Genomic DNA, 19,987 nt, shown 5'->3' on the forward strand with positions numbered 1-19,987 from the left:
GGAGCAAATCCGATGACCCATATCCTCAAGCAGCTGATTCGCCCACTGAGCGTATTGAGCCTGTCTGCCATGATGGCGATGAGCCCGCTGGCCTCTGCCGCTTCCCAGGAGCCGGACGTGCTGCTGCGTGATACCGTCGAAGGCCTGACCACCAAGATCGACAGCCGCGAAAGCTATTACAAGGATCACGTCGACGAGCTGGAAGCGCTGGTCGACAACTCCCTCGAGCCGGTCGTGGATTACCGCTACATCGCGGCAAGCGTGATGGGCAAGTACTTCAAGGGTGCCTCTCCGGAACAGCGTACCGAATTCTCCAAGGTCTTCCATGACACCCTGATCGGTACCTACGCGAAGGGCCTGGTGAGCTTTGACTACGCCAAGCTCGAAGTGAAGGACAGTGAAGGCGAGCGTCGTTATGAAGATCAGGACACCGTCTACATGGACGTGATCGACACCAAGGGCAAGGTGTACCCGGTGGCCTATTCCATGCGTCTGCGCAATGACGAGTGGAAAGTGGTCAACGTGATCGTCAATGGCGTCAATCTGGGCCTGACCTTCCGCAATCAGTTCGACCAGGCCATGCGTGACAATGGCCGTGATATCGATGCCGTCATCAAGGGCTGGCAGCCGGATGTCGACCTGGAAAAGGACAGCGGGGAGAGCGCGGGCGACAGCGACAGCTGAGCCTGACCACTGGCGATATGACCATGAAAACACTCTTCGATGATGATGACGTGACCCTGAGTGCCGGCGATGGCTGCCTGACGCTGAGCGGTCAGCCGGATTTCGATCACGCCTCCGAGCTCGCCGAAGTGGGCTGCAAGTGGCTCGGGCAGCATGCAGAGGGTATCGAGATCGATCTCTGTGGCGTCGGTGGCGCAAGCACCGCCACGTTGAGTGTCCTGCTGGAGTGGCAGCGTCATCTGGCGCGCCATTCGGGGCATGTCACGCATCTGCGTCTATCGCCTGCGCTCAAGCGTCTGGCCTCCGTCTCTGGCCTCGATGTCCTGTTGCCGGGACTGGAGGTCACGGATCAGGCGTCGGATTCGGCGCCTCGCCCTGAGGTCGATGCTGTCTGATCGTGCTCCGGCCAGGCTGCCCAGCAGCTCGATCACCACCACTGCGCGCGGGAACGTGGGAGGCAGGAGGCTGCCGCCAATCGCGTTCCCGCGCGCTTTTGATTACCATGTGCGGTCATATCGCCCAGGTCGAAGCGCAGCGTAATGTGCCTGGCCCGGACATGCACCGCGAAGGAGTCATCGCCCGTCATGCAACCGAATGATGTCAAGGCCCTGCTCGAGGCTCGAATCGAGAACGTCGATTTTCATATCCAGGGTGAAGGATGCAACTTCCAGGTCGTCGCCGTGGGCGAGGTCTTCGCTGACCTCAGTCGCGTCAAGGCCCAGCAGTTGGTCTACGCCGCACTCAATGACGAGATTCGCTCTGGCGCGCTTCACGCCATCAGCATTCGTACCTATACCCCGGCGCAGTACGATGCTGCCGTCGGCAACGCCCAGAGCTGATCGGAACATTTCATGGACAAGCTGATTATCACCGGCAACGGGCCGGTCAACGGGGAAGTCTGGGCCAGTGGTGCCAAGAATTCGGCCCTGCCCATCCTGGCAGCGACACTGCTGTCCGAAGGTCCCGTGACCATCAGCAATCTGCCGCACCTGCAAGACATCACCACCAGCCTGGAATTGCTCGGGCGCATGGGAGTCGAGCCGGTGATGGGCGACAACATGACCGTGCAGCTGGACGGCTCCAAGGTCGAGCACTGTCATGCGCCCTACGAGCTGGTCAAGAAGATGCGCGCCTCGATCCTGGTGCTGGGCCCGCTGCTGGCGCACTTCGGCAGTGCCGAAGTCTCGTTGCCGGGCGGTTGCGCCATCGGCTCGCGCCCGGTGGATCTGCACATCCGTGGCCTGGAAGCCATGGGCGCGGAGATCTCGGTCGAGAACGGCTACATCCGTGCCAAGGCGCCGGGTGGCCGCCTCAAGGGCGCTCGCATCGTCTTTGACGTGGTGACCGTCACGGGTACCGAGAATCTGCTGATGGCCGCGACCCTGGCCGATGGGCGTACCGTGCTGGAGAACGCGGCACGCGAGCCGGAAGTCGTCGATCTGGCCGAATGCCTGATCGCCATGGGCGCCAGGATCACCGGCCACGGCACCGATACCATCGTCATCGAAGGGGTCGAGAGACTGCACGGTTGCGAATACTCCGTGATGCCTGATCGCATCGAGACCGGTACCTTCCTGGTCGCGGCAGCGGCCTCGCGTGGCAAGGTGCGCGTCACCCGCACGCGCGCCGATACCCTCGATGCGGTGCTTGCCAAGCTGGAAGAAGCCGGTGCCACCATCACCACGGGGGATGACTGGATCGAGCTGGACATGCAGGGCAAGCGTCCGAAGGCGGTCAATATCCGTACGGCGCCGTATCCGGCATTCCCCACGGACATGCAGGCCCAGTTCGTGGCGCTGAATGCCGTGGCCGAAGGCACCGGTACCGTGATCGAGACCATCTTCGAGAACCGCTTCATGCACGTGCAGGAGCTCAACCGCATGGGCGCGCACATCGCCCTGGAAGGCAACACGGCGGTGGTGACCGGTACCGAGCGCCTGTCGGGCGCCCCGGTGATGGCCACGGACCTGCGTGCCTCGGCCTCGCTGGTGATCGCGGCCATCGTCGCCGATGGCGAAACCATGGTGGATCGCATCTACCACATCGATCGTGGTTATGAATGCATCGAGGAGAAGCTCTCCGGGCTGGGCGTGATCATCCGCCGCTCCGCCGGTTGAGCCGAGTCCTGCCTCCATGCGCTGCCGGCCATCGCAGGTCGGCAGCGTCTGCTGAATTCTTACGCACAAGCACGGGCGAATACCCCATGAGCAAGCAACTGGTCGTCGCCCTTTCCAAGGGGCGTATCCTCAAGGAAACCCTGCCGCTGCTGGCGGATGCCGGGATCGAACCGCTGGAAGATCTGGACAAGAGCCGCAAGCTGCTCTTCGATACCAATCTGCCTGACGTCAAGCTGGTCATCATTCGCGCCACCGATGTGCCGACCTATGTGCAGCTGGGAGCGGCTGATCTGGGCATCGCCGGCAAGGACGTGCTGCTCGAGCATGGCGCCGAAGGTCTCTATGAGCCTCTGGATCTGGAGATCGCGGCCTGCCGTCTGATGACGGCCGGGGTCGTCGGTCAGCAGCAGCAGGGCGCGCGACGTCGCGTCGCCACCAAGTTCGTCGATGTCGCGCGTCGCTACTACGCGGAACAGGGCATCCAGGCTGAAGTCATCAAGCTGTATGGCGCGATGGAGCTGGCCCCGTTGATGAATCTGGCCGATGAGATCGTCGATATCGTCGATACCGGCAATACCCTGCGTGCCAATGGCATGGAGCCGCGTGAGCTGATCACCGACATCAGCACGCGTCTGGTGGTCAACAAGGCCGCCATGACCATGAAGCATGATCGCCTCAAGCCGTTGATCGACCGCCTGCGTCAGGCGGTGGAAGCACGTCGCGACGCATGAATGACCAGGTCCCGGCCTCGTGTCACGCGGCGGGACTCGTCAGCAACGACATCACTCAAGATCGCAGAGACGATCTGGCAGCAGCGCCCGTCCGGCTCAGCCCTCACTGCCAATGACATGACAAGAGGTTCGCATGGATACCCTGATCAACCGGCTCGATAGCCGCGATACCGATTTCACTGCCCGCCTGGATGCATTGCTGGCCTGGGAGGGGGTGTCCGATGCCGAGGTACAGCATCGTGTCACCGACATCCTTTCGCGCGTCAAGCAGGAAGGCGATGCCGCGCTGGTGGAGTTTTCCAATCGCTTCGACCGTCTGAGTGTCTCCAGCATGTCGGAGCTGGTGATCGACGCCGAACGTCTGGCAAAGGCCTACGCCGATCTGCCGGGGGATCAGCGCGAGGCACTGGCGGTCGCGGCGGAGCGTGTGCGCGTCTATCACGAGCATCAGAAGCCGGAAAGCTGGTCCTTCAAGGATGAGCATGGCAGCTTGCTGGGGCAGAAGGTCACGCCGCTGGATCGCGCTGGCATCTATGTCCCGGGAGGCAAGGCCGCCTATCCCTCTTCCGTGCTGATGAATGCGATCCCCGCGCATGTCGCCGGTGTGCGCGAGATCATCATGGTCGTGCCGACCCCCGATGGCGTGGTCAATGAACTGGTGCTGGCCGCGGCTCACCTGGCGGGTATCGATCGGGTCTTCACCATCGGCGGCGCCCAGGCCGTCGCGGCACTGGCCTATGGCACCGAGACGGTGCCGCGCGTCGACAAGATCGTCGGTCCCGGCAACATCTATGTGGCCACTGCCAAGCGGGCGGTGTTCGGTCAGGTCGGCATCGACATGATCGCCGGACCGTCCGAGATTCTGGTGGTCAGCGATGGCGTGACCGATCCGGACTGGCTGGCGATGGACCTGTTCTCGCAGGCCGAGCATGACGAGGATGCCCAGGCGATCCTGATCAGCTGGGATGATGAGCACCTCGCTGCGGTCGAGGCGTCAATCGAACGTCTCGCGCCGACCATGGAGCGTGCCGAGATCATCAAGACCTCGCTGCGCGAGCGTGGCGCCCTGATTCGCGTCAGCGGGCCCGAGCAGGCGCTGGAACTGACCAACCGTATCGCGCCGGAGCACCTGGAGCTGTCGGTGGCGGATCCGGAAGCATGGGTCGAAGGTGTCCGCCATGCGGGCGCCATCTTCATGGGCTCCCACACCTCCGAGGCACTGGGCGATTACTGTGCCGGCCCGAATCACGTGCTGCCGACGTCCGGTACCGCGCGCTTCTCCTCGCCGCTGGGGGTCTATGACTTCCAGAAGCGCTCCTCGCTGATCCAGTGCTCGGCCGAAGGTGCCTCCATCCTCGGGCGTACCGCATCGGTGCTGGCGCGGGGTGAGTCGCTGACCGCTCACGCCCGCAGTGCCGAGAATCGCATCATCGAGTGAGCATGGTGAAGTTCATGAGCATGGTGTAGTTCATGAGCATGAAAAAGCCCGCCACGGTTTCCGTGGCGGGCTTTTCTGGTTCTGGTTCTGGCTCTGGTTCTTGCGTGAAAGCCGTTTGCCAGTCCGGCGGCCATTGTCAGCCGGGGGATGAGACGCCCGGAGCTGCGGCGGCAGGAGAGGGCGTGCTGTCGGGAATCGGCCGTTCACCGACCTTGACGCTGACCTCCATGGGCTTGCCATCCCGCAACAGATTGAGTTGCAGGGTGTCGCCCGGCTTGACCGCAGCGATGTCGGCCATGGCAAGGCGCGCATCGATCAGGCGCTTGCCGGCGACTGCCGTCAGGATGTCACCGGGACGCAGGCCGGCCTGCGCCGCGGGGCCATCCCGCAGCACGGCGGCGACCACCACGCCTTGCGGAGCGCTCAAGCCGAAGGAGTGCGCCAGCGACGGCGTCAGCTCCTGGACTTCCAGGCCCAGCCAGCCGCGAATCACCCGGCCGTGATCGACCAGTGATTCGAGGATGTCACGTGCCAGGTTGGCGGGGATGGCGAAACCGATGCCCTGCGAGCCACCGGAGCGGGAGTAGATGGCAGTATTGATGCCGACCAGTGAGCCATCGGTATTGATCAACGCTCCACCGGAGTTGCCGGGATTGATCGCGGCATCGGTCTGGATGAAGTCCTCGTAGGCATTCAGGCCAAGATGGTTGCGTCCGGTGGCCGAGATGATGCCCATGGTGACGGTCTGACCGACTCCGAAGGGGTTGCCGATGGCCAGCGAGACATCCCCGACGTGGACCTGGGTCGAGTCGGCGATCGCCACCGTCGGCAGATCTTCAAGATCGATCTTCAGCGCCGCGAGATCGGATTCGGGGTCGACCCCGACCACCTTGGCCAGTGTCTCGCGGCCATCACGCAGGGCGACCTGTATCTGGTCCGCGCCCTGAATGACATGGTTGTTGGTCAGGATATAGCCGTCGCTCGAGAGAATGACGCCGGAGCCCAGGCTCGACAGCATGCGCTGGCTGCGCAAGGCATTTTCCCCGTAGAACTGGTTGAAGAAGGGGTCGGACATCAGCGGGTGCTTGCTGTCGTCCTCGATCTTGCGCGAGGAGTAGATGTTGACGACGGCGGGGGCAGCGGCGTCCACGGCGGTCTGGTAGCTGGCCGGCCCGCTGTTGCGCTGCAGTGGCGGCGCTTCGCGTAGTACCGGATTGGCGGATTCCTCGCGCTGTTCGGCGGAGAGGGTCAAGGCGGGAGATGGCAACACCTGCTGATCTCGAGAGACGATCGCGCCGCCCTGTTGGCCGCCCTGTTGGCCAACCTCGGGCGCCGGCTCGGAATGTCCAAGTTCAGGGAAGCGATCCAGCACCACGATGGCAAGCAATACCCCGGTGACCACTGGCCAGAGAAGGGGGAGCAATGAACTGCGAAGGGGGCGTCGCGTCTGAGGCATCAGGAGTCCTGGTGAATGATCCGTGGTCCTGCCGGGCCGTCAGCTTTCCTGAGGGCAACCGCCGTGGGGCGGTCGCCATCCGCAGGGTTGCTGCTGGCAGGCGGAGGGTGAAGAGGAAGATTGATGACGTGCTCAAGACGTGTCACCCATGTCTCGGTACCCGGCGAAGGTGCCATGCGCTTACATGGTGAGGCTGCGCCGTTACAATGGCAGCCAGTGTAACACTCGATGAATCTGACTGCTGGAGGCTCAATGGCTGATCGTGACGTGCTGGTCGAGGCGCTGGATGGCTGTCTGGAGGCGCAGGCCTTCAAGGATTACACCGTCAATGGACTTCAGGTCGAGGGGCGGCGCGAGGTCCGCAGAGTGCTGACGGGCGTTACCGCCAATCAGGCGCTGCTGGATGAAGCCGTGGCATGGCAGGCGGATATGGTGCTGGTGCATCACGGCTATTTCTGGAAGAACGAACCCGCTCGGATCACGGGCATGAAGCGCCGTCGTCTCAAGACACTGCTGGCGAACGACATCAATCTGGCGGCGTATCACCTGCCGCTGGATGCCCATCCGACGCTGGGCAACAATGTCCAGCTGGCCGAGCGCCTGGGGTTGGTCAGTGAAGGATGCCTGGATGGCGTCCCCGGGCGTGGACTGGTGCATGTCGGGCGTCTCGCAGATGAGCTTGCGGCAGGCGGTGAGCTGGAAAGTGCCGCGTTGGGGGCCGAGTTCAGTCGCCGTCTGGGGCGAGAGGTGCTCGTGATCGCCGGGCATGATCGGCCGATCAAGCGCATTGCCTGGTGCACGGGAGGGGCGCAGGACTATATCGGTCTGGCCATCGAGGCGGGAGTCGATGCCTTCCTCTCCGGTGAGATCTCGGAGCGGACCACGCACAGTGCGCGCGAAGAGGGGGTGACCTACCTGGCGGCAGGGCATCATGCGACCGAGCGCGATGGGGTTCGGGCGCTGGGCGAGTGGCTGGCGGCCGAGCATGGCGTCGAGCATCGCTTCGTGGATATCGACAACCCTGCTTGAGTCAGCTCATGGTCGCCCTGTGACGGCCTGAGTGATCCTTGCCAACGACAACGGCCACCCCTGGAAGGTGGCCGTTGTCGTGTCCAATGGCCGTGAGGGAACTCACGGCAGAAGGAGGTTGCTCAGATGCGCGGCGGGTTGGCGCTCTGCGCTTCGCCTTCCGCGGGTTGTGGCTTGAGACCGAAATCCTCTGACAGCGTGCCGCGATTGTCGGCATAGTCACGTGGCAGGTCGACCTTCTCGCCCATGTCTTCTTCAAGCGTGGTGTCAGTATCCAGCAGGCGGCGCTTGAGCTGGCTGTCATCGCACAGTGAAGAGGCACCGCTGGCCAGGTGCTGGCGCAGCTCGTTGCCGGCACGTTGGATCTGATCCGTCAGATCACTGGCCTTGGAGAAATGATCATTCAGGGCGTCACGGAACTGGGTCAGTTCCAGCTCACGCTCCGCCAGCTTCTGGCGGGTCTTCTGATTGCGGGCCACGTTGGCATTCAGGAGGTGGTAGCACAAGGCGCCGATACCGATGCCAGCCAGAAAACAGGCGATGGCCAGGATCCAGTCAATATTGCTCTCGTTCACGTCGCTCTCCTTGTGTCACGACTGCGGTGATCTTCACCGCCGGGGCAGGCCATCACGATGATGTGCTGCCAATGTCCAGACTCTTGCAGTGTGTCCAGCGACGCTGGCCATGAGGCAAAGAGTGCCTGTATTTCAAAAGCGTACGCACTCCATTATATCGATGGGTTGGCGCGTCACGTCAATTCGTCATGAGAGAGACCTTGGTCGCCCCGAAGCAAGGGCGCCATTCGCCATCGAGGCGCGTCATGTCACTGAAGGGCCTGGGAAGCAGGACTTCCCGTCGGGTGTGGTGGGTAAAGTTGCACTCAGGGCGTATAATGCCGCGCAATTTCGTTCTTGCCTGATTGTCAGCCATGCTGGCGCAGGCGTGACCTCGTTTCACTTCGCGCCAGATGCAGCCCAGTGCTGAATCTGGCCTGCACCGGGTTTCTCCATGCCAGCACCTACGCCCCTCGAGAAGTACCAGGCAGACCTCAAGCGTGATGACTTTGCCTACGATGCCGCCCAGGAAGATGCCGTTCGTCACCTGCAGCGCCTTTATGACGATCTGGTGCGTACTCCGCGCCAGACGCCTGACAAGGTCGAGGATGTCACGGGCAATGGCGGGCTTGGCTCCAAGGTGCGTCGATTGTTCGGCAAGCCGTCGCGGCCGGCCGCCGTCGACAGGACCCCGGACATCATGGGGCTGTATTTCTGGGGTGGCGTGGGGCGCGGCAAGACCTATCTCGTCGATACCTTCTACGAGAGCCTGCCCTTCGCGGACAAGATGCGGACGCACTTCCACCGCTTCATGCAGCGCGTCCACAACGAGCTTGGCCATTACAAGGGCGAGAAGAACCCGCTGACGCTGGTGGCGGCCAAGTTTGCCGTGGAAGCGCGCGTGATCTGCTTTGACGAATTCTTCGTCAAGGACATCACCGATGCCATGATTCTCGCCACCCTGTTCGAGGAGCTGTTCAAGCAGGGCGTGGTACTGGTCGCGACCTCGAACATCGTGCCGGATGATCTCTACAAGGATGGCCTGCAGCGTGCGCGCTTCCTGCCGGCTATCGACCTGGTCAAGCGTCATTGCACCGTGGTCAATGTGGATTCGGGTATCGATTATCGCCTGCGCGCTCTGGAGCATGCCGAGCTGTTCCACAGTCCGCTGGGTGACGAGAGCGGTGCCAGACTGGCGCGTGAGTTCCGCTCCATTGCCGGAGCCGAAGGTCATGCCGATGAAGGCTTGAGCATCAATCACCGCGTGCTGCATGCCTTGCGTCGCCACGAGGATGTGGTGTGGTTCCATTTCGATGAGCTGTGCGATGGCCCGCGCAGCCAGAATGACTACATCGAGCTTGCGCGCGAGTTCCATACCGTGCTGGTGTCGGAGGTGCCGCAGATGGGGCGTGACAGCGATGATCAGGTGCGCCGCTTCATCAATATGGTCGATGAGTTCTATGACCGTGGCGTCAAGCTGCTGATGAGTGCCGAGACACCGGTCGAGCAGCTCTACACCGGCGGCAACCTCGACTTCGAATTCGAGCGCACCCTGTCACGCCTGCAGGAAATGCAGTCGCGTGAATACCTGGCGCTGCCTCACAAGCCATGAGGCGATGTCGGAAGACGAAATAGCCTTTGTGGTGCGGGCGTCTGGCATGTACAATGCGCGCTCGCTCGAATTGTTGTCCGGTCCACGAGTCGTCCTGGGTCAATCACCCTTGATGGGCGTGGGCAGTCTGGAGTCGAGTCGGCGGTGACCGCGCAAGCGGCCTGCCACTGACTGCCAGGCGTCGGACAACCAAGAAAAATAGGGATTGGTCGCGCACTCAAGTGCAAGACCCGACTATAGGTGATTCATCCATGAAGACGTTTACTGCCAAGCCGCAGTCCGTCCAGCGTGACTGGTTCGTCGTCGACGCAGCCGGCAAGACGCTGGGCCGTATGGCTACCGAAATTGCTCGTCGCCTGCGCGGCAAGCATAAAGCCGAGTACACTCCGCACGTTGACACTGGCGACTACATCGTCGTCATCAACGCCGAGAAAGTCGCTGTGACTGGTCGCAAGGCAGAAGCCAAGACCTACTACCGTCACACCGGTTACCCGGGCGGCCTGCGCTCCATGAACTTCAACCAGATGATCGAGCACAAGCCTGAGCGCGTGATCGAGCTGGCGGTGAAGGGCATGCTGCCGAAGGGCCCGCTGGGTCGTGCCATGCAGTCCAAGCTGAAAGTCTATGCTGGCGCCGAGCATCCGCACGCTGCGCAGCAGCCGCAAGAACTGAACATCTGAGGGAAGCATCGCCATGACACAGCAGCACTACGGTACCGGGCGCCGCAAGACTTCTACCGCGCGCGTCTTCCTGAAGCCGGGCACCGGCAAAATCACCGTCAACCAGCGTGACCTGAACGACTACTTCGGTCGTGTGACAGGTCGCATGGTTGTTCGCCAGCCGCTCGAGCTGACCGAAACTACCGAACAGTTCGACGTCTACGTCACTGTCGCCGGTGGTGGTGGTTCCGCTCAAGCTGGCGCCATCCGTCACGGCATCACTCGTGCCCTGATGGCTTACAACGAGGACTTCCGTCCGGCACTGCGTGCCGCCGGCTACGTCACTCGTGATGCTCGTGAAGTCGAGCGTAAGAAAGTCGGCCTGCGCAAGGCCCGTCGTCGTCCGCAGTTCTCCAAGCGTTAAGAGAACAGGCGTCGACCACAAGAACGTCCAGTACCCGAAAGGGTGCTGGGCGTTTTTTTTGCGATCTTGATAGGGGCGTCAAGCGCATGGCGCGAGCGCAATTGAAGAAAGCCGCTTCTGGTAAAGTGATTTTCTTGAGTTGTGAGCGGTGGGTTCTTGCCCTTTAATACAGTCAAGCGTCAAGTGCCCGGCAAGGGAATGGTCTGGCAGCATGCGGTGGTGTTCGGGAGACAATAACAATATGGCTAATCGAGGTGTGAATCGAGGGCGGCGCCGCTTCCTCGTCAGTGCGACCAGTGTCGTGGGGGCGATAGGCGCCGTTGGCATCGCGACGCCCTTTCTGGCTTCCTGGCAGCCGAGCGCACGGGCAAGAGCGGCAGGTGCACCTGTCACGGCGGATATCTCGCGCCTGGCACCGGGTCAGCAGATGACCATCGAGTGGCGCGGCAAGCCGGTATGGGTGGTGCGTCGCACCCCCGAGATGATTGATGACATCCGGGCCATCCCGCACGCCGAGTTGCAGGACCCCGAATCACGCCGTCCCCAGCAGCCAGCCTATGTGGATGCTGTCCTGCGCTCCATCAAGCCTGAGTACGTGGTACTGGTGGGAATCTGCACCCATCTGGGCTGCTCGCCGGGTTATCGACCCGAGATGGGGGCCGCGGATCTTGGCGCTGACTGGCCGGGTGGCTATCTGTGTGCCTGTCATGGCTCGAAATTCGATCTCGCGGGTCGCGTGTTCACCGGAGTGCCGGCACCCTCGAATCTCGAGGTGCCGCCGCATCATTATGAAAGCGAGCAGGTGCTGGTGATCGGCGTCGATGAGGAGGCTGTGTGATGGGGAATCCAGAACGTGCCAAGGCGTCGCGAGGCATCATGCGCTGGATCGATGATCGCTTTCCGGCCACCCAGATGCTGCAGGACCATCTGACAGGCTACTACGCGCCCAGAAACTTCAATTTCTTCTATTTCTTCGGCTCGCTGGCGCTGCTGGTGCTGGTCAATCAGATCATTACCGGTATCTGGTTGACCATGAGCTATACCCCGACCGCCGAAGGGGCCTTTGCCTCGATCGAATACATCATGCGCGATGTGGAATATGGCTGGCTGATCCGTTACATGCATTCCACGGGGGCGTCCGCATTCTTCGTCGTCATCTATCTGCACATGTTCCGGGGGCTTATCTACGGCTCCTACCGAGCGCCGCGTGAGCTGGTGTGGATCTTCGGCATGTGCATCTATCTGGCGTTGATGGCCGAGGCCTTCATGGGGTATCTGCTGCCCTGGGGGCAGATGTCCTACTGGGGGGCGCAGGTGATCATCTCGCTGTTCACGGCGATCCCGGTCATCGGAGCGGATCTGGCGCAGATGATCCGTGGCGACTACCTGGTGTCCGGCATTACCTTGAATCGCTTCTTTGCCCTGCATGTCATCGCCTTGCCACTGGTCATCGTCGGGCTGGTGGTGCTGCATCTGGTGGCGCTGCATGAGGTGGGGTCGAACAATCCGGATGGCATCGAGATCAAGAACAGGAAGGATGAGGCGGGCCAGCCGTTGGATGGCATTCCGTTCCATCCCTACTACACGGTGAAGGACCTGGTGGGTGTCGGTGTGTTCCTGTTCGTGTTCTGTGCCGTGATCTTCTACTTCCCGGAAGGGGGTGGCTACTTCCTCGAGACGCCCAATTTCGAACCGGCCAACTCGTTGAAGACACCTGAGCATATTGCCCCTGTCTGGTACTTCACGCCGTTCTACGCGATGTTGCGGGCCGTGAACTATCCCTTGTTCGGGGTCGATGCCAAGTTCTGGGGCGTGGTGGTGATGGGGTTGGCGATCGCCATCCTGTTCGTGTTGCCATGGCTTGATCGTTCTCCTGTGCGCTCCATCCGTTACAAGGGCTGGCTATCGCGTATCGCGATACTCGTGTTCGTGGTCAGCTTCGTGACCTTGGGGGTGCTTGGCGTGATGCCGCCGACGTTCGAGCGCACGATCATCGCGCAGATCGCGACGGTGGCGTACTTCGCCTTCTTCATACTGATGCCGCTGTATACGCGATTCGAGAAGACGCGAGCGGTGCCGGACAGGGTGACAGGCCGATGAGCGGGCAAAAGGGTGGGTCAAGGGACTGGCTGAGGCATGTACTGGCTGCAGGCGTGGTGGTGGCCGGCCTGCTGGGGGCGGGAGCTGTCAGCGCGGCAGGGGGCGAGGCAGTGCGTGAGTCTATGCAGCCGGATCTGTATGACAAGCCCTCGTTGCAGCGCGGCATGCAGCTCTACACCAATTATTGCCTCGGCTGTCACAGCCTGCAGTATCAGCGCTATTCGCGTGCCGCAGAGGACCTGGAGATGCCCGAAGATCTGGTCGAGCGATATCTGATTTTCTCGCCAGAACTCAAGATCAATGACACCATGCGCATCGGGATGAAGGCTGAGGACGCCGCGAGCTGGTTCGGTACGCCGCCACCGGATCTGTCTCTCGAGGCGCGTCTGCGCGGGACGGACTGGATCTACTCCTACCTGAAGAGCTTCTATCGCGATCCCGAGCGCCCCTGGGGTGTCAACAATGCTGTCTATCCGCTGGTGGCGATGCCCAATGTGCTGGAGACATTGCAGGGCGTTCAGGAAAAGGTCTGCGCCCAGAGCGACCTGGTGCCTCCGGGCGCGGAGCTGAACCCGGCAACGGGGCACTATGACTCCTGCGACGTGCTGGAGATCACCTCGCCGGGCAGCATGACAGCAGAGGAATTCGACCAGGCCGTGTGGGATCTGACCAACTTTCTGGCCTATGTGGGCGAACCATCGCGACTCAAGGCTGAGAGCATGGCCCCCAAGGTGTTAATATTCATCCTGATCTTTACTCTGCTGGCATATCTTCTCAAGAAGGAATACTGGCGCGACATTCATTGATGGCTCCCGGAGTGGCGCTCATTGATAATGGCGTGCAGGCAGTGACGGGCGCACGGCTGATCGGTCGTGCGCCCGCTTGCGTCGCTTGCGGGTGACGCAAGGTTGACCCTCTGGGCGCGTCACGCAGTTGATGAGGCGCCCAGAGGAAACTTATTCCCGTTCGTCAGGCCAAAAGCTGACGCGGGCATGGCTCGAACAGATGCGAGGACAGTTTCATGGGTGTTGTGGCCAAGCGTTCATCGATGACCTTCTACTCCGGTGGTGACGACCACTTCAGCCACCGTGTACGGATCGTGCTGGCCGAGAAGGGTGTAGCAGTCGATGTCATTGATGTAGATGATGACAACCGTCCGGCCGAGCTGGCTGATCTGAACCCGTACAACAGTGTGCCGACGTTGCTGGACCGTGACCTGGTCCTCTACGAGTCCAAGGTGATGATGGAGTACCTGGACGAGCGCTTCCCGCATCCGCCGCTGTTGCCGGTGTATCCGGTGGCGCGCGCCCAGAGCCGTCTGTGGATGCACCGCATCGAGCGCGAGTGGGTGCCGATGATGGAAACCATCCAGAACGGCACCAAGAAGGAAGCCGACAAGGCGCGCAAGGAATTGCGCGAGAGCCTGATCGGAATCGCGCCGATCTTCGATGACATGCCGTTCTTCATGAGCGACGAGTTCTCTCTGGTCGACACGTGCATCGCCCCGATTCTGTGGCGTCTGCCGACATTGAACATCGAGCTGCCGGAGAAGCAGGTCAAGCCGCTGCTGAACTACATGGAGCGTCTGTTCGATCGTGATGCCTTCAAGGCGTCTCTCTCCGAGGCAGAGCGCGAGATGCGTATCTGATTCGCTTGAGCAATCCCGAAAGGGGTGCTTGAGTCGCTGGAACCCACCCCGGGGTGGGTTCCGGGCTCGGATCATGAGGCGGGGAGGGGCCGAGGTCAGGTGTCTCGACCGTCACGTGGTGTCAGTGCCCGCAAGCTGTAGCTCGGCGTCTCAGGACGTCGGTCATCGTGACATCCATTGCAGTTCAAGAGGTTCTCTCATGCTTTCCAGTCGCCCTTATCTGGCACGTGCGCTCTACGAGTGGCTGCTGGATAACGACAATACGCCGTACATCGTGGTGGATGCCGAGCAGGATGGCGTTCAGGTGCCGCGTCAACACGTGCAGAATGGCCAGATCGTGCTGAACATCGCGCCGGGTGCCGTGCGTGATCTGCTCATCGCCAATGAGGGTGTCAGCTTCAATGCCCGTTTCGGTGGTCAGCCGATGCACGTCAGCGTGCCGACACCGGCGCTGGTGGCGCTGTACTCTCGCGAGAATGGCGTTGGCATGGTGTTCGGGCATGAGCCTGTCATGCCGGGTGCGGATGACCTGGCCTTCGGTGAGGCAGCCTCGGATGAGGCGACCTCCGGTGAGGAGGCTCAGGCGCCTTCACGTCCGACTCTGGCCAGTGTCGGTGGTGCCAGCAGCGCTGCTGATGATGAGCAGAGTGAGGAGGCGTCACGGGGTGATGCGGCGGCCGATGAGGTCGCGAGTGCCGAGGAGCAGGAGGGCGGCAGCATCTCCTCTTCCGATGAGGATGGCGGCGATGATCAGCCGAAGCCTCCCCGCAAGGGGCGTCCGTCGCTGCGAGTCATCAAGTAAGTGGACACTCCTCTTCAGTCCTCTTGGGCTGATAACGACGACGCCCCACAGGCCAGGCCTGTGGGGCGTCGTCGTTTTCACCCATACGTCAGAGAGTGCGGTCTACGTCAATCAAGATACTCGAAGACCTTGGCGATACGCTGGATGCCACCGACTTCCGAGACCTTGCTGACGATCTGGTCGGCCTCCGAGCGGGTCACGATGCCCATCAGGTAGACGCTGGCATTCTCGGTCAGCACCATGATGCGCCCGGAATCGATGTTGGCATCGGCCGCGAGAGTCGCCTTGACGCGGGTGGTCAGCCAGGTGTCCTGGACGCGCTGGCTGGTAGGCGCATTGGCGCTGACTTCCAGGGCGTTGTGTACCTGGCGTACGCGACGGACATCCTTGGCGACTTCCGCGGCGCGTTGCTTGAGCTCATCGCTGGGCACTTGCCCGGTCAGCAGGACCATGCCGTTGTAGGCATTCACGTTGACATGGGCGTCATTGAAGCGCGCATCGATCTTGCCGAGATTGACTTCGATCTTGGTCTCGATGCTCTCGTCTTCCACTTGAGCGCCCAGAGTGCGATCACCGTAGTCCTCGTCAATGGGACCACTGTGAGTCAGGTCGGCCACGGTGGTACAGCCCGCAAGGGATAGAAAGCCGGCGGTGGCCATGAGGGAAAGCAGGTACTTTGGCGTCATGCCGTAATCTCCTGGTGAGCGCCGTGTGTCGCAAGGCGTTATTCGTTGCTGCCGAACAGCTGGTGATCGATCAGATCACACAGGCAATGAATGGCCAGCAGATGGACTTCTTGAATGCGCGCGGTGGAGGTCGCCGGTACGCGGATCTCGCAATCTTCGCTGCCCAGCAGGGAAGCCATGTCGCCACCGTCACGACCGGTCAGTGCCACCACGCGCATGTCGCGGTCATGGGCCGCCTGGATGGCCTGTACCACGTTGGCGGAGTTGCCGCTGGTGGAAATGGCCAGCAGGATGTCGCCGGGCTGGCCCAGGGCGCGAATCTGCTTGGAGAACACCTCGTTGTAGCTGTAATCGTTGGCGATGGACGTCAACGTCGAGGTGTCGGTGGTCAGGGCGATGGCCGGCAGGCTCGGGCGTTCACGCTCGAAGCGATTGAGCAGCTCTGACGAGAAGTGCTGGCTGTCACCGGCGCTGCCGCCGTTGCCGCAGGCCAGAATCTTGCCGTCATTGACCAGGCTCTGGACCATCATCTGACTCGCCGCTTCGATGAAGGGCGGCAGCACTTCACTGGCGTATGTCTTGGTGTCGATGCTGGCGTTGAAGTGGCCGAGAATACGAGATTGGAAATCCATGATGGCTCTTGGTCGTTGGCTTCAGAACGCTTCGAATGCGTGGCGTATCCAGTGAATGGCGAGAGGGGGAGGACCCTCCACGCCGACCACGTCGAAGCGGCAGGAACATGATAGCCCGTGATGGGCCAGATAAAAACGCGCGGCCTTGATCAGCCGGCGTTGCTTGGTGGCGGTCACGCTTTCCAGTGCGCTGCCGAACCGGGAGCTGGCGCGGTAACGCACTTCGATGAACACCAGGGTGTCACCATCACGCATGATCAAGTCGATCTCGCCGCCCTTGGCATGCGAATTGCGCGTGACAGGCACGAGACCTCTGGCTGACAGCCATTTCTCGACCTCGGCTTCGACCACGGCGCCGCGCGCTCTCGCGCGACGCTGTGGTGGCTCCTGCCCGGTCGTTCCAGGGCGCGCCATGTCAGGGCGTGTAGGCTTCGACGGTGCGGCTGCTGGCGCCTTTCAGCGGCGGGCGTGGTACGCCGCCTCTGAACTCCGCCCACGGCAGCGTGCGTTCGATGCGTCCATCATGACGCGGGAATAGACTGCCGGTCGCTCCGAAGAGTTCCCCGCCGGCACCGGCCAGCATCAGCGGAACGCGCTGTGCCAGGCGATAGGCATCGACGCCCATGGCATTGAGCTTGAGCATGCGCGGAGAGGCATCCGACAGGGCGCGATAGGTATCGGCTTCCGGCAGAGTGGCCTTGCCGCCGGAGGAGGCCTGCGGCACTTCCCAGGGGATGTCGACGAAATTGACGCCATTGAGGTCGCCATCCTGAGCGGGCTGGGGGGAGCCTTCATAAAGGTGTGAGGTGCCGTAGATCGGCAGGTTGCCCGCGTAGTAGAAGTCCAGCATCGGCGGCACCTGACGAGCGTAGCTTGGCAGCGCCAGCAGGAAGATCATGTCGATGTTGCCGGAGTGGGCGCGGCCATACTTGCTGCCGGATTTCTTGGCGGATTTCATGCGCGCCTGATCCTGGCTGGAGACGGAAAGCAGATCCTTGACCGCTTCACTGACCGGGCTCTTGGGGTTGTAGCGCTCGATGGAAACGATGTCGCCACCTTCCTGCTCGAAGCGATCACGGAAGGCGCTGTAGACGCGCTGACCCCAGGCATTGTCGGGAATCATGGCCGCGGCACCACGATGACCGTCAAGTGAGGCGCGCAGTGCGACCTGGCGCGCTTCGTCTTCGGCGGACAGGCCGTACTGGAAGAGATTGTCGGCCTGATTGCGCTCATGGGTGCCGTAATTGAGGGCCAGGGTCGGCAGCGGCAGACTGCTCTGGGTCTCGAGCTGGCTGACCAGCTGCTTGTCCAGCGGGCCGAGCACGACCTGAGCCCCCTCCATGGTCGCGCGGGCATACAATGTCTTGAGATCGGCGCTTGAGGTATCGAAGAAGCTCAGCTGTGGCGTGGCTTCGGCATTGTCGATGGCGCTGCGATGGCGTGCCTCGATGCCTTCACGAATTGCCTGCGCGATACGCTTGAGTGGGCCGGACTGCGGAAGGAAGACCGCGATCTTGCGAACTTCCTGGCCGGAGAGCTCGCGCAGATCGAGGATGCCCTGCGGCATCTGGCGTGCGGCCGGATGCTGCGGATTGGCATCCGCCCAGTCGTTGATGGCGGAAAACATCTGGTCGATGTTGCCGCCGAAGCGCCGCTGCAGACGCAGCAGGTCCGTCCAGCCGCTGGCAATGGCGTTGGCGCTGGCCAGCTCGCCGAGCTGGCTGGGAGACAGGCGCGTGAGCTGTTCCCACAGGGTATCATTGATGCTGAGGTCATCAGTGTCCGCCTGCAGGGCAATCAGCGTCTGGGCACTGGCCAGAGGTTCGCCGACCATGCCGAGCGCCAGTCCGCGACGCTTGCGCAGCGTGCGCTGATCGTCGCTGGACATCGTGATGTCGTCTTCCAGCACGGACGTGGCGAGTATCGTGTTCCAGCCATCCTGCTGCTCGAGGGCGATGCGCGACAGCAACAGGGCCCATTGCACGCGTTGCTGGGGTTCCAGACTCGCGGGGTCGATGTCCGAGGTGATGGTGATCGCCTGCGCGTTGTCGCCGCTGCGTGCTAGGATATCGGCGGCCTGCAGTCGGGTGCCGGCGGCCTGTTGGCCCTGTTGTTGCTCCGCTTGAGCCAGCAGCGCGTCCGCCCCCGGTCCGCTGGGACGGGAGGACTGCCCGGCACACCCGGCCAGCAGCAGTGCCGCGATGGCCATGCCGGCCAGTCCGCGCAGGCTGGTGCGTGGGAGGCGCAAGCTCTTGTGCCGAATGGTTGACGCAGTGCGCAGCACGTTGTCAGGCGCACGATTCCATGTCTGGCCCATGTACGACGGTCCCTTGGCTGATGGGCGAGGAGGCCGTGGCCCGCGTCGCCGCTGCTGTAATGACGGATGAATACTGCAATGACGAATGAGACGGGTCTCGGAGTGGCTGCTCGTGCGGGCATGTCTGCCGCAGGTGGTCAGGCCACTCAGCTGTCTCTGACGTCCATATCTACCACTGAGTTCAACGAGTCGAAGCATTGAATGTCTGAGTCTTCTGAAGGCGTATTGTACGTGGTCGCCACGCCGATTGGTAACCTCGATGACCTCAGCCCACGTGCCGCGCGGGTGCTGGGCGAAGTGGATCTGATCGCGGCTGAGGACACCCGCCACAGTGCCCGTCTGCTGCGCCATCTGGGGCTGGAAGTCCCCATGATGTCACTGCATGACCACAATGAGCGCGGGCGGGTCGATCAGCTGTGCCAGGCCCTGGAGGCGGGGCGGCGTGTCGCGCTGGTCTCCGACGCCGGGACGCCGCTGATCTCTGATCCCGGCTTCATCGTGGTGCGGGCGCTGCGGGAGCGCGGCTTCAAGGTAGTCCCGCTTCCCGGCCCCTGCGCGTTGATTACCGCGCTCAGCGCTGCTGGCCTGCCGACGGATCGCTTCACCTTCGAGGGGTTTCTCGCTCACAAGGGTGGACCACGTCAGGCGCGCCTCACGGCACTGCGTGAGGATAGCGCGACGCATGTGCTTTATGAGTCGCCTCACCGTATCCAGGCGTTGTTGAAGGATATCCACGACGTTCTCGGGGCGCGCCGAGTCGTGTTGGCACGTGAGCTGACCAAGACCTTCGAGACCTTCCTGGACGGGACGGCTGCTGAGCTGCTGGCGATGATGGAGGCGGATGGCGATCAGACGCGCGGTGAATTCGTGGTCATGATCGAGGGGGCTCCGGCAAGTGAGGGCGACGAGGCTGCCAGCGTCGAGGGTGATGCGCTTCTCAAGGTGCTGTGGGAAGAGGGGGTCGGCGTCAAGCAGATGGCGGCGATTGCCACTCGTCTGGTCGGCGGGCGCAAGAAGGCCTGGTATGCCAAGGCACAAGCCCTGAAGGATGCGGCGGAACCACGAGAAGCGTAAGCGAGAGGTGTTTTCCAAGTGCTT

At 62.2% G+C, this 19,987-nt stretch carries 22 protein-coding genes; 16 read left to right on the plus strand and 6 right to left on the minus strand.

The features are described from left to right. Nucleotides 1–12: 12 nt before the first annotated feature. From OW493_RS00285 to hisD, 6 genes are all read left to right on the plus strand, one after another. A complete protein-coding gene (locus OW493_RS00285) occupies nucleotides 13–684 on the plus strand; it encodes an ABC transporter substrate-binding protein (protein WP_084209223.1) in 672 nt (223 codons plus the stop codon). A 23-nt stretch (nucleotides 685–707) separates the two neighbouring features. Further along, nucleotides 708–1,079 (plus strand): STAS domain-containing protein, encoded by a 372-nt coding sequence (locus OW493_RS00290; RefSeq protein ID WP_065392617.1) that lies wholly within the window; start codon nucleotides 708–710, stop codon nucleotides 1,077–1,079. Between the two features lie 189 nt (nucleotides 1,080–1,268). After that, nucleotides 1,269–1,523, plus strand: a complete 255-nt coding sequence (locus OW493_RS00295) for a BolA/IbaG family iron-sulfur metabolism protein (protein ID WP_077371613.1) — start codon at nucleotides 1,269–1,271, stop codon at nucleotides 1,521–1,523. A 12-nt stretch (nucleotides 1,524–1,535) separates the two neighbouring features. Continuing rightward, nucleotides 1,536–2,801, plus strand: coding sequence for a UDP-N-acetylglucosamine 1-carboxyvinyltransferase (murA, locus tag OW493_RS00300; RefSeq protein ID WP_077371616.1), 1,266 nt, complete (start codon nucleotides 1,536–1,538; stop codon nucleotides 2,799–2,801). An 86-nt stretch (nucleotides 2,802–2,887) separates the two neighbouring features. Further along, a complete protein-coding gene (gene hisG / locus OW493_RS00305; RefSeq protein WP_077371619.1) occupies nucleotides 2,888–3,532 on the plus strand; it encodes an ATP phosphoribosyltransferase in 645 nt (214 codons plus the stop codon). A gap of 133 nt (nucleotides 3,533–3,665) precedes the next feature. Continuing rightward, complete coding sequence (gene hisD, locus OW493_RS00310; RefSeq protein ID WP_289862754.1) at nucleotides 3,666–4,970, plus strand: histidinol dehydrogenase; 1,305 nt, start codon at nucleotides 3,666–3,668, stop codon at nucleotides 4,968–4,970. Nucleotides 4,971–5,106: 136 nt separating this feature from the next. Here the strand turns inward: hisD and OW493_RS00315 are convergent, their stop codons facing one another. Beyond that, on the minus strand, nucleotides 5,107–6,426 hold the full coding sequence (locus tag OW493_RS00315) for a Do family serine endopeptidase (RefSeq protein WP_084209221.1): 1,320 nt from the start codon (nucleotides 6,424–6,426) through the stop codon (nucleotides 5,107–5,109). Between the two features lie 252 nt (nucleotides 6,427–6,678). On the opposite strand from OW493_RS00315, the gene OW493_RS00320 reads away from it, so the two are divergent. After that, nucleotides 6,679–7,455 carry a Nif3-like dinuclear metal center hexameric protein gene (locus tag OW493_RS00320; protein WP_289862757.1) on the plus strand — a complete coding sequence of 259 codons (777 nt, stop codon included), beginning with the start codon at nucleotides 6,679–6,681 and terminating at the stop codon, nucleotides 7,453–7,455. A 122-nt stretch (nucleotides 7,456–7,577) separates the two neighbouring features. On the opposite strand, the gene OW493_RS00325 is transcribed toward OW493_RS00320, so the two are convergent. After that, complete coding sequence (locus tag OW493_RS00325) at nucleotides 7,578–8,030, minus strand: DUF1043 family protein (RefSeq protein WP_077371632.1); 453 nt, start codon at nucleotides 8,028–8,030, stop codon at nucleotides 7,578–7,580. 433 nt (nucleotides 8,031–8,463) lie between these two features. On the opposite strand from OW493_RS00325, the gene zapE reads away from it, so the two are divergent. From zapE to OW493_RS00365, 8 genes are all read left to right on the plus strand, one after another. Next, a complete protein-coding gene (gene zapE / locus OW493_RS00330) occupies nucleotides 8,464–9,621 on the plus strand; it encodes a cell division protein ZapE (protein WP_077371635.1) in 1,158 nt (385 codons plus the stop codon). A 251-nt stretch (nucleotides 9,622–9,872) separates the two neighbouring features. Continuing rightward, nucleotides 9,873–10,301: a 50S ribosomal protein L13 gene (gene rplM / locus OW493_RS00335; RefSeq protein ID WP_065392477.1), complete on the plus strand. Its 429-nt coding sequence runs from the start codon at nucleotides 9,873–9,875 to the stop codon at nucleotides 10,299–10,301. A gap of 13 nt (nucleotides 10,302–10,314) precedes the next feature. Continuing rightward, nucleotides 10,315–10,704, plus strand: coding sequence for a 30S ribosomal protein S9 (rpsI, locus tag OW493_RS00340; RefSeq protein ID WP_043332522.1), 390 nt, complete (start codon nucleotides 10,315–10,317; stop codon nucleotides 10,702–10,704). 241 nt (nucleotides 10,705–10,945) lie between these two features. Beyond that, nucleotides 10,946–11,542: a ubiquinol-cytochrome c reductase iron-sulfur subunit gene (gene petA / locus OW493_RS00345; protein WP_077371638.1), complete on the plus strand. Its 597-nt coding sequence runs from the start codon at nucleotides 10,946–10,948 to the stop codon at nucleotides 11,540–11,542. Continuing rightward, entirely contained in the window at nucleotides 11,542–12,804 is a 1,263-nt protein-coding gene (locus OW493_RS00350) for a cytochrome bc complex cytochrome b subunit (protein WP_289862761.1), read from the plus strand. Before petA ends, OW493_RS00350 begins: the two co-directional genes overlap by 1 nt. Further along, nucleotides 12,801–13,610 carry a cytochrome c1 gene (locus OW493_RS00355; RefSeq protein ID WP_289862763.1) on the plus strand — a complete coding sequence of 270 codons (810 nt, stop codon included), beginning with the start codon at nucleotides 12,801–12,803 and terminating at the stop codon, nucleotides 13,608–13,610. Before OW493_RS00350 ends, OW493_RS00355 begins: the two co-directional genes overlap by 4 nt. A gap of 215 nt (nucleotides 13,611–13,825) precedes the next feature. Next, the gene (gene sspA / locus OW493_RS00360) at nucleotides 13,826–14,452 is read left to right on the plus strand and encodes a stringent starvation protein SspA (protein WP_077371647.1); all 627 of its coding nucleotides are present in this window, start codon (nucleotides 13,826–13,828) and stop codon (nucleotides 14,450–14,452) included. 199 nt (nucleotides 14,453–14,651) lie between these two features. Beyond that, nucleotides 14,652–15,254, plus strand: coding sequence for a ClpXP protease specificity-enhancing factor (locus tag OW493_RS00365; protein ID WP_289862766.1), 603 nt, complete (start codon nucleotides 14,652–14,654; stop codon nucleotides 15,252–15,254). 107 nt (nucleotides 15,255–15,361) lie between these two features. Here the strand turns inward: OW493_RS00365 and OW493_RS00370 are convergent, their stop codons facing one another. From OW493_RS00370 to OW493_RS00385, 4 genes are read right to left on the minus strand one after another with little or no spacing between them, the layout of a single operon-like run. Continuing rightward, nucleotides 15,362–15,940, minus strand: a complete 579-nt coding sequence (locus OW493_RS00370) for a BON domain-containing protein (RefSeq protein WP_077371653.1) — start codon at nucleotides 15,938–15,940, stop codon at nucleotides 15,362–15,364. A 38-nt stretch (nucleotides 15,941–15,978) separates the two neighbouring features. Next, the gene (locus tag OW493_RS00375) at nucleotides 15,979–16,572 is read right to left on the minus strand and encodes a phosphoheptose isomerase (protein WP_043332512.1); all 594 of its coding nucleotides are present in this window, start codon (nucleotides 16,570–16,572) and stop codon (nucleotides 15,979–15,981) included. Between the two features lie 21 nt (nucleotides 16,573–16,593). Beyond that, entirely contained in the window at nucleotides 16,594–16,986 is a 393-nt protein-coding gene (locus OW493_RS00380; protein ID WP_289862768.1) for a YraN family protein, read from the minus strand. A 1-nt stretch (nucleotide 16,987) separates the two neighbouring features. Then, the gene (locus OW493_RS00385) at nucleotides 16,988–18,889 is read right to left on the minus strand and encodes a penicillin-binding protein activator (protein WP_289862770.1); all 1,902 of its coding nucleotides are present in this window, start codon (nucleotides 18,887–18,889) and stop codon (nucleotides 16,988–16,990) included. 201 nt (nucleotides 18,890–19,090) lie between these two features. Between OW493_RS00385 and rsmI the strand changes: the two genes are divergently transcribed. Further along, nucleotides 19,091–19,963 carry a 16S rRNA (cytidine(1402)-2'-O)-methyltransferase gene (gene rsmI / locus OW493_RS00390; protein WP_289862771.1) on the plus strand — a complete coding sequence of 291 codons (873 nt, stop codon included), beginning with the start codon at nucleotides 19,091–19,093 and terminating at the stop codon, nucleotides 19,961–19,963. Nucleotides 19,964–19,987 lie beyond the last annotated feature (24 nt).

Origin of the sequence: Cobetia sp. 14N.309.X.WAT.E.A4 (assembly GCF_030397495.1) — a bacterium.
Taxonomy (GTDB): domain Bacteria; phylum Pseudomonadota; class Gammaproteobacteria; order Pseudomonadales; family Halomonadaceae; genus Cobetia; species Cobetia marina.

Bases quoted from the DNA above. Each gene is read 5' to 3' on its own strand.
- OW493_RS00285 (WP_084209223.1), top strand. From the start codon at position 13: ATGACCCATATCCTCAAGCAGCTGATTCGCCCACTGAGCGTATTGAGC.
- OW493_RS00290 (WP_065392617.1), top strand. From the start codon at position 708: ATGAAAACACTCTTCGATGATGATGACGTGACCCTGAGTGCCGGCGAT.
- OW493_RS00295 (WP_077371613.1), top strand. From the start codon at position 1,269: ATGCAACCGAATGATGTCAAGGCCCTGCTCGAGGCTCGAATCGAGAAC.
- murA (WP_077371616.1), top strand. From the start codon at position 1,536: ATGGACAAGCTGATTATCACCGGCAACGGGCCGGTCAACGGGGAAGTC.
- hisG (WP_077371619.1), top strand. From the start codon at position 2,888: ATGAGCAAGCAACTGGTCGTCGCCCTTTCCAAGGGGCGTATCCTCAAG.
- hisD (WP_289862754.1), top strand. From the start codon at position 3,666: ATGGATACCCTGATCAACCGGCTCGATAGCCGCGATACCGATTTCACT.
- OW493_RS00315 (WP_084209221.1), bottom strand. From the start codon at position 6,426: ATGCCTCAGACGCGACGCCCCCTTCGCAGTTCATTGCTCCCCCTTCTC.
- OW493_RS00320 (WP_289862757.1), top strand. From the start codon at position 6,679: ATGGCTGATCGTGACGTGCTGGTCGAGGCGCTGGATGGCTGTCTGGAG.
- zapE (WP_077371635.1), top strand. From the start codon at position 8,464: ATGCCAGCACCTACGCCCCTCGAGAAGTACCAGGCAGACCTCAAGCGT.
- rplM (WP_065392477.1), top strand. From the start codon at position 9,873: ATGAAGACGTTTACTGCCAAGCCGCAGTCCGTCCAGCGTGACTGGTTC.
- rpsI (WP_043332522.1), top strand. From the start codon at position 10,315: ATGACACAGCAGCACTACGGTACCGGGCGCCGCAAGACTTCTACCGCG.
- petA (WP_077371638.1), top strand. From the start codon at position 10,946: ATGGCTAATCGAGGTGTGAATCGAGGGCGGCGCCGCTTCCTCGTCAGT.
- OW493_RS00350 (WP_289862761.1), top strand. From the start codon at position 11,542: ATGGGGAATCCAGAACGTGCCAAGGCGTCGCGAGGCATCATGCGCTGG.
- OW493_RS00355 (WP_289862763.1), top strand. From the start codon at position 12,801: ATGAGCGGGCAAAAGGGTGGGTCAAGGGACTGGCTGAGGCATGTACTG.
- sspA (WP_077371647.1), top strand. From the start codon at position 13,826: ATGGGTGTTGTGGCCAAGCGTTCATCGATGACCTTCTACTCCGGTGGT.
- OW493_RS00365 (WP_289862766.1), top strand. From the start codon at position 14,652: ATGCTTTCCAGTCGCCCTTATCTGGCACGTGCGCTCTACGAGTGGCTG.
- OW493_RS00370 (WP_077371653.1), bottom strand. From the start codon at position 15,940: ATGACGCCAAAGTACCTGCTTTCCCTCATGGCCACCGCCGGCTTTCTA.
- OW493_RS00375 (WP_043332512.1), bottom strand. From the start codon at position 16,572: ATGGATTTCCAATCTCGTATTCTCGGCCACTTCAACGCCAGCATCGAC.
- OW493_RS00380 (WP_289862768.1), bottom strand. From the start codon at position 16,986: ATGGCGCGCCCTGGAACGACCGGGCAGGAGCCACCACAGCGTCGCGCG.
- OW493_RS00385 (WP_289862770.1), bottom strand. From the start codon at position 18,889: ATGGGCCAGACATGGAATCGTGCGCCTGACAACGTGCTGCGCACTGCG.
- rsmI (WP_289862771.1), top strand. From the start codon at position 19,091: ATGTCTGAGTCTTCTGAAGGCGTATTGTACGTGGTCGCCACGCCGATT.